Genomic DNA, 12,530 nt, shown 5'->3' on the forward strand with positions numbered 1-12,530 from the left:
AAGCTCGCACCGCAGTGCACAGCACGAAGGTTTCCTCATGAGCAGCGCAGGCAACCCGCTCGCGTCGCGCAAGCTGAAGGTCGGCGTCTCGATCTTCATCCGCAAGGGCGAGCAGAGCCTGTGGGAGAACGGCATCTTCCAGAACTGCATCTTCCTGGTGCTGCTGCTGATGCGTTCGCCCATCGTGGAAGACGTGGTGCTGGTGGCCGGCGGTGGCGACGGCGGCCCGCAGGATGCATCGACCTTCCTCGTCGATTCGCCGGTGCCGATCATCGACATGGCGGCGGCCGCGCAAAGGCTCGACCTCATGATCGAGATGAGCGCGCAACTCGACAAGCAATGGATGATCGACTTCCGCGCGCGGGGTGGCCGCGTCGCGTCGATGCGGGTGGGCAACGACTACGTGATCGACATCGAGCGCATGATCTTCGACAAGCCGCACGGCCTGCTGATCACCGGCGCGCCCTACGACGAAGTCTGGACGCTGCCTGAGTACGAGAGCATCTGCGCGCCCTATTTCGCGACCGCGTTCCGCGCGCCGGTGCGACTGATGCCGCACCTGTGGAGCCCGCTGGTGCTCGACCGTGCGCGCGAGCGCATGGACGCCGCGACCCCCTTCGAGTACACGCCCGGCCGACCCCAATGGCGCGTGGCCATCTTCGAGCCCAACATCTGCATGGTGAAGACCTGCTTTACGCCGATGCTCGCCTGCGACGTGGCGCACCGCGCGCAGCCGCGGCTGATCGAGCACCTGTGGGTCTACAACAGCTTCCACCTGAAGGACAAGCCGGCCTTCATCGGCTTCGCCCAGAGCCTGGACGTGGTGCGGCACGGCCTGGCCAGTTTCGAAGGCCGATTCCCGCTGTTCCAGGTGATGCCCGCGAGCGTCGATGCCGTGATGGCGCACCATTGGGAGAACAGCCAGAACTACCTCTACTACGAGGCGCTGCACGGTGGTTTCCCGCTGATCCACAACTCGCACCTGCTGGGCGGGTGCGGCTACCGGTACCACGGCTTCGACTGCGAGGAAGGCGGCCAGGCGCTGCGTCGCGCCTTCGCGGAGCATGACGCCAACCTTGCCGCTTACCGCGCGCAGGCGCGCCGGTTCCTGGCCCTGCTCGACCCCGAACACGAAGCCAACGTACGCGCCTACACTGCCGCGATCGAGGCGCTCTTCAACCGCTCATCATGAACATCCGCCTGCTGTCGTCGATTGCCGCGGCATCGAGCCTGGCGGGCGGCCTCGCGTGTGCACAGGGCGTGCTCGCGCCGTCACCGCAGGCCGTGCCGCAAGACAAGCTCAGCATCGCCGCCAGCAGCCTGGGCATCAAGCGCTGCCTCCCCGCCATCCAGCGCCTGTCGGCATTGAGCCTGCAAGGTGCGCGTTCACATGACCTGCTGCTCGACTGGGACCGCAAGCGCCCCGACGGCGGGGCGACCTTCGCCATGCTCGGCATCGAATACCCCAACGCCGGCGTGGCCGCGTCGATCACGACCTTGCCGGAGGCCGATGGCAGCTGCACCGTCGCCGCGGAGCGCATCTCCGTCGCGCCCTTCACCTGCGCCAGCATCGCGCAGCAGGAACTGTCCGGCTACCAGATGACGAAGCTGCTGCCGATCTACTCGGTCTACGTCGACCCGAAGGAGCCCAACTCGTCGGTGTCGCTGATCGACTCGCCGCCGGGCTGCCTGGTCATCCGCAGGTTCGTCGAATACGCGTGGAAGAACCCGGCCGCGCCCGCCACAGCCACACCGCCGCCAAAGCGCTGAACCCAGGAAATCCATTGAGCCGCCGCATCCAGACCATCGAGACCCTGCACTGCCGACTCGCATTGCCCCGCATCCTCTCCGACTCGATGCATGGCGACATGCGCGCCTTCGAACTCAACCTCGTGCGACTGCGCGACTCGGAGGGCGCGGAAGGCACCGGCTACACCTACACCTGCGGGCGCAACGGCGCCGCCATCGAAGCCGTGCTGACGAAGGACTTCGCCGAGTTGCTGGTGGGCGAGGACGCCGACCGCATCGAGCATCTCTGGAACAAGCTGTGGTGGGCCTCCCACTATGGCGGCCGCGGCGGCCCGACGGTGCTGGCGCTCTCCGCCGTGGACATGGCGCTGTGGGACCTCAAGGCGCGGCGCCTCGCCCAGCCGCTGTGGAAGCTGCTCGGCGGCAACGATCCCCGCGTGCCTTGCTATGCGGGCGGCATCGACCTGCAACTGCCGCTCGACGAACTGCTGGCGCAGACCGATGGCAACCTGGCCAAGGGCTTCCGCGCGATCAAGATGAAGGTGGGGCGCGACAAGCTCTCGGAGGACGTGGCCCGCGTCGCGGCGATGCGCGAGCACCTCGGCGATGGCTTTCCACTGATGGTCGACGCCAACATGCGCTGGAGCGCCGACGAGGCCATCCGCGCGGCACACGCGTTCCGCCCGTTCGACCTGACGTGGCTGGAGGAGCCGCTCATTCCCGATGACGTCGCCGGGCAGGCGCGCGTGGTGCGCGAGGGCGGCATCCCGATCGCCTCGGGCGAGAACCTGCGCACGCTGTGGGAGTTCAAGCAACTGATAGCAGCCGGCGGCGTAACTTTTCCGGAGCCCGACGTGACCAACTGCGGCGGCATCACGCCCTTCATGAAGATCGCCCACCTGGCCGAGGCCTTCAACCTGCCCGTCACCACGCATGGCGCGCATGACGTGACGGTGCATCTGCTGGGCGCGGTGCCCAACCGTTCATATCTGGAGGCGCACGGGTTCGGGCTGGATGCCTACCTCGCCGAGCCGCTGCGGATCCGGGACGGCTTTGCCACCGCGCCCGACCGGCCGGGCCACGGCATCGTGTTCGACTGGAAGGGCCTCGAAGCCATCCGCGCCTGAGCTACCAGCTACCGTCCGTCGGTTGCTGCATTCAGTAGCAACTTCATTGAATCCATGGGAAGCGTCGCCGCGTAGGTGCAGTACTTCGCTCTTTTCGAGCGGAGACCACTCACTCCACTCTTCGAGGTGACGCCCATGAGACTTTCCAGGTTCCCCGTCAGGCCCTGCGTGGCTGCGCTCTGCGCGGTCGTCGCGGGCGGTGCCTTCGCATCGAGCCACAGGGAGGCGCCGTCGATTGCCGGCATGCCCAAGCTCGACGCGACGGACTTCTACATGTTCCGCAGCTACGACCCGGCCCGTGCCGACTACACCACGCTGATCGCCGACTACCAGCCCGACCAGAGCCCCGCCGGCGGCCCGAACTTCTTCGCGATGGACCCGAACGGGCTCTACGAGATCCACATCGACAACAACGGCGACGGCCGCGAAGACATCACCTTCCAGTTCCGCTTCAAGAACACGCTGCGCGACATCGCGCTGCCGATCGGAGGCAAGTCCACGTCGATCCCGCTGGTGCAGGCCGGCGGCATCACCGCACCCAACCAGGCCACCAGCAACCTGCGCGAGACCTACACCGTGAGCGTGGTGCGCGGCGACCGGCGCGGCAGCCAGGGCAGCCTGGTGACGAAGTCCGACGGCAGCTCCGAGTTCGACAAGCCCACCGACAACATCGGCGAGAAGACCTTCGGCACCGGCGGCGCCTACGCCGCCTATGCCGCCCAGCACATCTACGACGTGAACATCCCCGGCTGCGGTGCGCCGGCCAAGGTCTTCGTCGGCCAGCGCAAGGACCCGTTCGTGGTCGCGCTCGGCCCGATCTTCGACCTGATCAACCTGGATCCGCTCGGCAACACCGACGTGCCCGGCGCCGACTCGCTGGCCGGCAAGAACGTCACCTCGCTCGAACTCGAAGTGCCGACCGCCTGCCTCACGACCGGCGGCAGCACCATCATCGGCGGCTGGACCACCTCCAGCGTGCGCCAGGGGCGGCTCATCGCCAGCCCGCCCAAGAGCGGCTACCAGACCGCCGCGCTCAACGGAGGCCCGTGGGCGCAGGTGTCGCGACTCGGCATGCCGCTGGTCAACGAAGTGGTGATCGGCCTGAAGGACAAGGACAGGTTCAACAACTCGCAGCCGAAGAACGACACGCAGTTCCTGAGCTACGTGACCAACCCGGCATTGCCGGCGCTGATCGAGAAGCTGTTCCCGTCCGCCAAGGCGCCGACCAACTTCCCGCGCACCGACCTCGTGGCCGCGTTCCTGACCGGCATCGAGGGCCTGAACAAGCCGGCCAATGGCACGCCATCGGAAATGCTTCGGCTGGAGACCAAGATCCCGCCGACAACGAAGGACAAGCAGAGCAACTTCGGCGTGGCCGGCGGCGACCTGGCGGGCTTCCCGAACGGCCGGCGTCCGGGCGACGACGTCGTCGACATCGAGCTGCGCGTGGCCATGGGCGCGCTGTGCGTGCTGACCGGCACGGAGGACAAGTTCAAGGTCGGCTGCAGGCCATCGGATGCACCCGCTGGCGCCGCGCCGCTGACCGATGGCGCGCTGCAAAGCCCGGCGCAGTTCCCGGCTGCGTTCCCATACCTCAACACGCCGCTGCCGGGCGCGGTGTCGGCGGCACCGTGAGGAGCGAATCATCATGAAAGACACATCCTTTCGTTGGGCCCTTCCGGTGGCCATGTCGCTGACGACCGTGTTGTTGCTGTCGGCCTGCGGTGGTGGCGGAGGCGGCGGCGGGGGCTTCTTGCCGCCGACGACGAGCACCGGCAACGGTGGCGGCGACTCGGGCGCGGCCGATCCCTACGCGGGCTTCATCTCTTACGTGATGGCCCTGCTCGGCATGGCGCCGGAGACGGCTGAGGCGGCCGACGTGTCGAAGTTCGATCCGCCGGCCACGTCGGACACCAAAGAAGCCGTCGCGACGCCCTGATCGTGACCACGATTCGCACCGGCCTCATGGCCCGCCGCTGTTCCGGTCGCCTGTTCGGTCGTTTTGTCGACCGCCTTGCCGGTGCGATCTCCTTCCTGGTGCTGGCCATGCTCGTGGCCAGCCCTTCGGCGCGTGCCGTTCCGCGCGTGCCCACCAGCGACAGCGAGATCGTCGAAACGCTGCCAGCCGTGGCCGGCTGGTCGCGCGAGGAAAGGCGGCTGCGCCGTGAACTCGTCGCACGGCCACGCGACGAGGGCGTGGCGCTGACCGCCGCGCAGTCGTATCTCGACCTCGCCCGCTCGCAAGGCGATGCGCGCTACGCCGGCCATGCGCTGGGCGTGCTGCAGGCATGGCAGCCGCTCACTGCCAGCACCCCGAATGCGATCCTTGTCATGCATGCGACGGTGGCGCAGTTTCTCCATGATTTCGATGGTGCGGAGCGCACCTTGCGCATGGCGCTCGCCAGCCATCCCGACGACGCGCAAGGCTGGCTGACGCTGGCGACCATCCTGCGCGTGCGCGGTCGCTACGACGAATCCGACACCGCCTGCCGCTCGCTGGTGCGCCTGCGCCAGAACGTCTTTGCGTTGGCATGCCTCGCAGAGAACAACGGCCTGCGTGGCGACCACCCGGCCGCGCAGCAATCCCTGCAGGCCCTGCTCGAGAACCCCTTACTGCAGGAGAAGCGGCAAGCCTCGACGCGGCAATGGCTGCTGACGACCGAGGCCGAGATCGCCGAACTCGCCGGCCGCGATGCCCAGGCAGACGCGGCCTATCGGCAAGCCCTCGGCGCTGGCGCTGGCGGCTATGTCGCGCTGGCCTACAGCGACTTCCTGCTGCAGCGCAATCGAGCGGCCGAGGTGTTGCCCTTGCTGAGGGGCGAGGTGCGCAGCGATGCCGTGTTGCTGCGCATCGTGATGGCGCAGAAGCGGTTGGCGGCGCAGGGCAAGCTTCCAGCGCCGCTGCATGAGGCCGCGCAGCGCGATGCCGCCGAACTGGCCGCACGCTTCGACGCGGCAGCACTGCGTCCCGGCAGCGCGCAACTGCATGCGCGGGAGCACGCGATGTTCGCGCTCGACGTGCAGGGCGATGCGGCGCAGGCGTTGGCGCTGGCACGGCTGAACGTGCAGTTGCAGCGGGAGCCGATCGACCTGCTGGTGTTCGCGCGCGCCGCCGCGGCCGCGCGCGACGACGGCGCTCGCGATGAGGTCAGGGCGCTGATGCAGCAGATCGGCCTGCGCGATGCGCGTGTCGACGCGGTGCTCGGGGGTGCGTCGTGAAGCGCCTCCTCACCTTGTTGATGGCGGCGATGGCAATGGTCGCCATGCCCGCGCTGGCGCACAAGGCCAGCGACGCCTACCTCCAGTTGAGCCGCGCCGACGGCATCGTGCACCTGCGCTGGGACGTGTCGCTGCGCGATCTCGATGCGGTGCTCGACCTCGACCAGGACGAAGACCAGAAGCTGAGCTGGGGTGAAGTCCGCAGCCGCATGGACGACATTCGCGCCTATGCGCTGGCGCATCTGCGCCTGCAGGATGGCCGTTGCACACTCGGCGAGGCGCAGCCGCCCGCCCTGGAAAAGCGCGTCGACGGAAGCTATCTCGTGCTTCGGTTGCAGGGCGCGTGCGACGTGGCTGGCGGGCTGCGCATCGACTACAGCCTGTTCCGCGAAGTCGACCCGACGCATCGCGGTCTGTTGCGCGTCGACGCGGGCGAGGGCCAGCCGCCCGCGTTGCAGTCGCTCGACCCGGCGGCCGGGGCGGTGTCGGTCGCGATGCCGCCGGGCGGCGCCGGTGCGGCTTCGGGCGAGGTGGGGCCGGATGCACCCGGCACGGCACCGACCGTGAACGCAGCCACCACCGGCGGCGCGACTTTCTTCCTGGACGGCATCCACCACATCCTCATCGGCTACGACCACATTCTGTTCCTCATCAGCTTGCTGTTGCCGGCCGTGCTGGTGCGTAGCAACGGCAAGTGGCGGCCAGTGGCGCGATGGCAGCAGGCGGTGTGGCCGATCGTCTCGACGGTCACGATGTTCACGCTGGGGCATTCGATCACCCTGGCGCTCGCGGGGTTGAAGATCGTGTCGCTGTCGCCGCGTCTCATCGAGCCCGCCATCGCGCTCACGATCATCGTGGCGGCGGTCGACAACATCGTGCCGCTGCTGCGCGGACGGCGCCGCATCTTCACTTTCCTGTTCGGCCTGATCCACGGCTTCGGCTTCGCCAACGTGCTCGCCGAACTCGACCTGCCGGTGACGAGCTTCGTGAAGGCGTTGCTGGAATTCAACCTGGGCGTCGAGGCCGGCCAGCTCATCGTGGTGTCGATCGCGCTGAGCGTCTTGCTGGCGCTGCGCTGGCAGAGGCGCTACCCGCCGCTGGTGCTGCGTGGCGGGTCGGCGCTGGCGATGGGCATTGCGGCGATCTGGTTCGTCGAGCGGGTGTTCGACTTGAAAGTGCTGCCGGTCTAGGTTTTCAGGGCCGACAGCGCCGCCGCCGTCTGCGCATCGGCCGGAAAGAACGATTCCACTGCCAGCTCCTGCAGCGTCACATCCACTGGCGTGCCGAAGATCGTCGTGGTGCTGATGAAGCTCAGCAACCCATTGGGCGTGACCAACTGAAAGGGCACGACCACGCCGGCCAGTTCGCCGCCCGCCGGGGGCGCGTCATGCCCTGCGACACCGACCGGGTACGCCGCGAGTTCATCGTGCAATGCGGTGAGCGCCGCGTCGCCCGTCGCCGCGATCTGCTGTTGCAAGCGCTCCAGCAGGTGGGCGCGCCATTGCCCCAGGTTGGCGATGCGCGGGGCCAGGCCATCCGGATGCAAGCTCAGCCGCAACACGTTGATCGGCGGCTTCAGCAACTCGGCCGACGCGCCCGCCATCAGCAGCGGCACCACGGCGTTGTGCGCCACCAGGTTCCAGTGCCGGTCCACGGCCAGCGCAGGGAATGGCTCGTGACCCTTGAGCACCAGGTCGACCGCACGCCGCGCCGGCCCGAGCGCCGGGTCGTCGAGCGAACGCTGCCGGTACATCGGCGCGAAGCCGGCCGCAACCAGCAGGGCGTTGCGCTCGCGCAGCGGCACGTCCAGCCGGTCGGCCAGCCGCAGCACCATCTCGCGGCTCGGCGTGGCGCGGCCGGTCTCTACATAGCTGAGGTGGCGGGTCGACACGTCAGCCTCCTGGGCCAGGTCCAGCTGGCTCAGGCGACGGTGCTGGCGCCAGTGGCGCAGGTGGGTGCCGAAGGTGTCGGCGGCAGTCGGCGAGGCGGTGCGGAGTGTCATGGACCGGATGCTAGGTCTTGCACGTCATTTCGAACATGACCCCGCACGTCATGTTCGAAGTGATTGACCGACGACGGCGTTCATGGAACCCTGCTATGTTCACTTTCGCCCACCACGATTTCCACGGAGTTGTTCATGACCAAGGATTCGGCGCACGCCTTTGCCCCCACGCTCAAGACCTTCAAGACCGCGTCCGGCAAGTCGGGCAAGTTCTTCTCGCTGCGCGAACTCGCGAAGCAGTATCCCAACGTCGACAAGCTGCCGGTCTCGATCCGCATCGTGCTGGAGTCGGTGCTGCGCAACTGCGATGGCCAGAAGGTCACGCCGCAGCACATCGAGGAACTGGCCAACTGGGCGCCCAACGCCGAGCGCGTCGATGAGATTCCGTTCGTCGTCACGCGCGTGGTGCTGCAGGACTTCACCGGCGTGCCGCTGCTGGCCGACCTGGCCGCCATGCGATCCGTGGCGGCGTCGCTGGGCAAATCGCCGAAGGCCATCGAGCCGCTGGTGCCGGTCGACCTGGTGGTGGATCACTCGGTGATGGTCGACTACTACGGCACGCCCAAGGCGCTCGACCTCAACATGAAGCTGGAGTTCCAGCGCAACAACGAGCGCTACCAGTTCATGAAGTGGGGCATGCAGGCCTTCGACACCTTCGGCGTTGTGCCGCCGGGCTTCGGCATCGTGCACCAGGTCAACCTCGAATACTTTGCGCGCGGCGTCTACAAGAGCCCCTACGACAAGAGCGACGCGCCGGTCTACTACCCCGACTCGCTGGTCGGCACCGACAGCCACACGACCATGATCAACGGCATCGGCGTGGTCGGCTGGGGCGTGGGCGGCATCGAGGCGGAAGCAGCGATGCTCGGCCAGCCGGTCTACATGCTGACGCCGGACGTGGTCGGCTTCGAACTGACCGGCAAGCTGCGTGAAGGCGTCACCGCGACCGACCTGGTGCTCTACGTCACGGCCATCCTGCGCGGTGAAAAGGTCGTCGGCAAGTTCGTCGAATTCTTCGGCCCCGGCGCGGCGTCCATCGCCGTGCCCGACCGCGCGACCATCGGCAACATGGCGCCCGAATACGGCGCGACCATGGGCTTCTTCCCGGTCGATGAAATGACGGTGGCGTATTTCAAGGGCACCGGCCGTACCGACGCGGAAATCGAACGTTTCGAGGCCTACTACAAGGCGCAGGGCCTGTTCGGCATGCCGGCCGTCGGCGAACTCGACTACACCAAGATCGTCAAGCTGGACCTCGGCACCGTCACGCCCAGCCTGGCCGGCCCCAAGCGCCCGCAAGACCGCATCGACCTCGGCCACCTGTCGACCAAGTTCTCCGAGCTCTACAGCAAGCCGCAGGAGGCCAACGGCTTCAACCAGCCCGTCGAAAAGCTCAAGGAACGCTATCCGCTGAAGGAAGCCGACACCACCATCGGCAATGGCGACGTGCTGATCGCGGCCATCACCTCCTGCACCAACACCTCCAACCCGAGCGTGATGCTGGCGGCCGGCCTGCTCGCCAAGAAGGCCGTCGAGGCGGGGCTCAAGGTCAAGCCGCACGTCAAGACCTCGCTCGCGCCCGGCTCGCGCATCGTCACTGAATACCTCACAAAGGCCGGCCTGCTGCCGTACCTCGAAAAGCTCGGCTTCTACCTCGCCGGCTATGGCTGCACCACCTGCATCGGCAATGCGGGCGACCTCACGGCGGAGATCAACGAGGCGATCACCAAGAACGAACTCGTGGGCGCGGCCGTGCTGTCGGGCAACCGCAATTTCGAGGCGCGCATCCACCCGAACCTCAAGGCCAACTTCCTGGCCTCGCCGCCACTGGTGGTGGCCTTTGCGATCGCCGGCAACGTGATGGTCGACCTCATGACGCAGCCGGTCGGCAAGGGCAAGGGCGGCAAGGACGTCTACCTCGGCGACATCTGGCCGACGCCGAAGGAGATCGACGACAACCTGCGCTTCGCAATGAACGCCAAGGCCTTCCGCGCCAACTACGACAAGGTCAAGACCGAGCCCGGCAAGTTCTGGACGAGCATCAAGGGCACCAAGGGGCAGGTCTACGACTGGCCCCAATCGACCTACATCGCCGAGCCGCCGTTCTTCGAGGGCTTCAAGATGCAGCCGCATGCGACCGATGCGGGCTTCATCAATGCGCGGGTCATGGCGCTGTTCGGCGACTCGATCACCACCGACCACATCTCGCCCGCCGGCGCCATCAAGGAAAGCTCGCCCGCCGGCATCTGGCTCAAGGCGCACGGCGTCGCCAAGGCCGACTTCAACAGCTACGGCTCGCGCCGCGGCCACCACGAGGTGATGATGCGCGGCACCTTCGCCAACGTGCGCATCAAGAACATGATGATCCCGCCGGACGAGAACGGCACGCAGGAGGAGGGCGGCATCACGCGCTTCCAGCCCGGCAACGAGAAGATGTTCATCTACGACGCCGCCCAGAAGTACATGGCGGCCCGCGTGCCGACGGTGATCTTCGGCGGCGAGGAATACGGCACCGGCTCCTCGCGCGACTGGGCCGCCAAGGGCACGCAACTGCTCGGCATCAAGGCCGTGATCGCGCGCAGCTTCGAGCGCATCCACCGCGCCAACCTGGTCGGCATGGGCGTGCTGCCGTTGCAGTTCCGCGGGGCGGACTCATGGCAGACGCTGGGCCTCACCGGCGACGAGGAAGTCGACGTGGTGATCGGCGGCGAGCTCAAGCCGCAGATGGACGTGAAGCTGGTGATCCGCCGCTTCGATGGCGTGCACCAGGAAGTCACCGTGCGGCTGCGCATCGACACGCCGATCGAGGTGGACTACTACAAGCACGGGGGCATCCTGCCGTTCGTGCTGCGGCAGTTGCTCGCGGCTTGACGGTCTTGCCCCCTCTCCCCGCGGGGAGAGGGCTGGGGTGAGGGCTCCCCCTCCCATCAAGGCCCATCCAGCCGTTTCGCCAACCCTTCCAGCACCGGCCGGATCTTTTCCCCCACGCGAATCTGCGGATTCGAGAACCCGTCCTCCTTGCCGGCCTCGATTTCGCGGCGCTGGATCAGCGGCACGGCGGCAGCGAAGGCCTTCTCGAACGAGTGGGTCTTGCGCAATTCCTCGTCGAACATCGCGCGGCCGAAGAAAGTGAGTTCCGACAGCCGGCCGCAACCGTAGGAAGTGTGCGTGGCATCGGCAGCCGTCATCACCAGCGTTTCATCGCTGGCAATGGCATCGATCCATCCGCCCGAGAAACACGCTGAGATCGCGACCACGCGATGCTTCACGCCGGCATCGTCCAGCGCCTTGCGCAAATCCTCGGGCGTGAGCCACGGCACCGTCAGCGGCCAATGCGACGCGGCAAGCTTGTGGTCGCTCGCGCCATGCGAGGTCAGGTAGATGACGAGCACATCTTCTTCGCGGTCCATGCGGTCGGCCAGCGCCGCGATGCCGCGCTTCAGGTTCAGCGGCGTGGCCCACGGCAAGGTGTCGGTGGTGGTCGCATGGTTGACCAGTTGCAGCACACGTCCCTTGGCGTCGAAGCGGTCTTCCAGCAGGTGCGTGACCATGTTGCTCTCGCGCAGGAAGACGTCCTCGGTCGCATAGGGCGCGAACACCAGCGCGTAGACGTTGGAATGACCCGGTCGCCGTTCGGCCAACCCGTCGACGGCGCGTTGCCACAGCGCCTGCTGTTGCTCGAAGGTCTCCTGATCGAGGCGCATGCGGGCAGGCTCGGGCTCGTCGGAGGCGGCGCTGCGGTCCGCTTCCCAGACGTGCGTCTGCTCCTCGAGCGCCTGCCACAACCCGAGGCCCAGGATCATGGCCATGCCCGGCGCGAACAGCGCGAGCCGGACGCGCGACGTCGCGAACCGGGCCATCAGCCGCATCTGCGCCGCCACCGACCAGCCAAGCAGCGCGCCGTAGACCGCCCAGAAGCCCCGCACGCCGGTCAGCGGCTTGGGCAGCCAGCCGCGCACGAAGGCGATCGACAGCAGGACCATCAGCAGGCTGGCCGGAATTCCCGCCCAACTGGCGAGCGCAAGCCAGCGCGGCAAGCGTCCCGCTACGCCTGCTGCCGCACGCCCCGACAGCGTCCACCACCCCAGCCACAGCAGGGCGCTGATTGTCCACAGGTAGTTGAACGCGATCGGCGCATTGAGGACGGCCGGCCCCTTGATCTCGAAGCGTTCGGCGGCCAGCAGCAGCAGGTTGGGCAGCAGCACGATCACCAGCAATTGCCAGGGCGACGGCACCGCCTCGCCGATGCGCGGTGCCAGGAGCAGGGCGCTTCGCAGGCCTTCGGTGATCCATTTCAGGATGCCGGCGCGCATTGGCACCGTCGGTGTTGCGGGTGGCATGGTCAGGCTGGCGTCAGCCAGCGAATTCGCGGAAGGTTCCTCTGTCATGCCGGGATGATGCCTTTGCATAGGGCTGTTTTTGCTTGGGCCTGC

Annotated in this window: 10 protein-coding genes; 8 read left to right on the forward strand and 2 right to left on the reverse strand. The window is 67.3% G+C overall.

What is annotated here, in order from left to right; translation table 11 throughout:
* The first annotated feature begins 37 nt into the window (after positions 1–37).
* The 7 genes from HB681_RS14335 (at position 38) to HB681_RS14365 (ending at position 7,285) form a co-directional block, all read left to right on the forward strand.
* Positions 38–1,192: a DUF2827 domain-containing protein gene (locus tag HB681_RS14335; protein ID WP_213955515.1), complete on the forward strand. Its 1,155-nt coding sequence runs from the start codon at positions 38–40 to the stop codon at positions 1,190–1,192.
* Positions 1,189–1,770 carry a hypothetical protein gene (locus tag HB681_RS14340; RefSeq protein WP_213955516.1) on the forward strand — a complete coding sequence of 194 codons (582 nt, stop codon included), beginning with the start codon at positions 1,189–1,191 and terminating at the stop codon, positions 1,768–1,770. Before HB681_RS14335 ends, HB681_RS14340 begins: the two co-directional genes overlap by 4 nt.
* 14 nt (positions 1,771–1,784) lie before the next feature.
* On the forward strand, positions 1,785–2,876 hold the full coding sequence (locus HB681_RS14345) for a mandelate racemase/muconate lactonizing enzyme family protein (RefSeq protein WP_213955517.1): 1,092 nt from the start codon (positions 1,785–1,787) through the stop codon (positions 2,874–2,876).
* A 135-nt stretch (positions 2,877–3,011) separates the two neighbouring features.
* Positions 3,012–4,511, forward strand: coding sequence for a DUF4331 domain-containing protein (locus HB681_RS14350; RefSeq protein ID WP_213955518.1), 1,500 nt, complete (start codon positions 3,012–3,014; stop codon positions 4,509–4,511).
* Positions 4,512–4,524: 13 nt separating this feature from the next.
* The gene (locus HB681_RS14355; RefSeq protein WP_256734948.1) at positions 4,525–4,815 is read left to right on the forward strand and encodes a hypothetical protein; all 291 of its coding nucleotides are present in this window, start codon (positions 4,525–4,527) and stop codon (positions 4,813–4,815) included.
* Positions 4,816–4,817: 2 nt separating this feature from the next.
* A complete protein-coding gene (locus tag HB681_RS14360; RefSeq protein ID WP_345944681.1) occupies positions 4,818–6,095 on the forward strand; it encodes a hypothetical protein in 1,278 nt (425 codons plus the stop codon).
* The gene (locus HB681_RS14365) at positions 6,092–7,285 is read left to right on the forward strand and encodes a HupE/UreJ family protein (RefSeq protein ID WP_345944682.1); all 1,194 of its coding nucleotides are present in this window, start codon (positions 6,092–6,094) and stop codon (positions 7,283–7,285) included. Before HB681_RS14360 ends, HB681_RS14365 begins: the two co-directional genes overlap by 4 nt.
* Here the strand turns inward: HB681_RS14365 and HB681_RS14370 are convergent.
* Positions 7,282–8,097 carry a helix-turn-helix transcriptional regulator gene (locus HB681_RS14370; protein ID WP_213955519.1) on the reverse strand — a complete coding sequence of 272 codons (816 nt, stop codon included), beginning with the start codon at positions 8,095–8,097 and terminating at the stop codon, positions 7,282–7,284. The genes HB681_RS14365 and HB681_RS14370 overlap by 4 nt on opposite strands.
* A gap of 135 nt (positions 8,098–8,232) precedes the next feature.
* Here HB681_RS14370 and acnA point away from each other — a divergent pair, with 135 nt between their 5' ends.
* Positions 8,233–10,968: an aconitate hydratase AcnA gene (gene acnA / locus HB681_RS14375; protein ID WP_213955520.1), complete on the forward strand. Its 2,736-nt coding sequence runs from the start codon at positions 8,233–8,235 to the stop codon at positions 10,966–10,968.
* 56 nt (positions 10,969–11,024) lie between these two features.
* Here acnA and HB681_RS14380 read toward each other — a convergent pair whose 3' ends face one another.
* Positions 11,025–12,485 carry a C13 family peptidase gene (locus HB681_RS14380; protein ID WP_256354086.1) on the reverse strand — a complete coding sequence of 487 codons (1,461 nt, stop codon included), beginning with the start codon at positions 12,483–12,485 and terminating at the stop codon, positions 11,025–11,027.
* Between the last annotated feature and the right edge of the window lie 45 nt (positions 12,486–12,530).

This window comes from Variovorax sp. dw_954 (assembly GCF_018449755.1).
GTDB lineage: Bacteria > Pseudomonadota > Gammaproteobacteria > Burkholderiales > Burkholderiaceae_C > Variovorax.

Coding starts and splice junctions, on each gene's coding strand:
- HB681_RS14335 (WP_213955515.1), top strand. CDS start 38: ATGAGCAGCGCAGGCAACCCGCTCGCGTCGCGCAAGCTGAAGGTCGGC.
- HB681_RS14340 (WP_213955516.1), top strand. CDS start 1,189: ATGAACATCCGCCTGCTGTCGTCGATTGCCGCGGCATCGAGCCTGGCG.
- HB681_RS14350 (WP_213955518.1), top strand. CDS start 3,012: ATGAGACTTTCCAGGTTCCCCGTCAGGCCCTGCGTGGCTGCGCTCTGC.
- HB681_RS14355 (WP_256734948.1), top strand. CDS start 4,525: ATGAAAGACACATCCTTTCGTTGGGCCCTTCCGGTGGCCATGTCGCTG.
- HB681_RS14370 (WP_213955519.1), bottom strand. CDS start 8,097: ATGACACTCCGCACCGCCTCGCCGACTGCCGCCGACACCTTCGGCACC.
- acnA (WP_213955520.1), top strand. CDS start 8,233: ATGACCAAGGATTCGGCGCACGCCTTTGCCCCCACGCTCAAGACCTTC.
- HB681_RS14380 (WP_256354086.1), bottom strand. CDS start 12,485: ATGACAGAGGAACCTTCCGCGAATTCGCTGGCTGACGCCAGCCTGACC.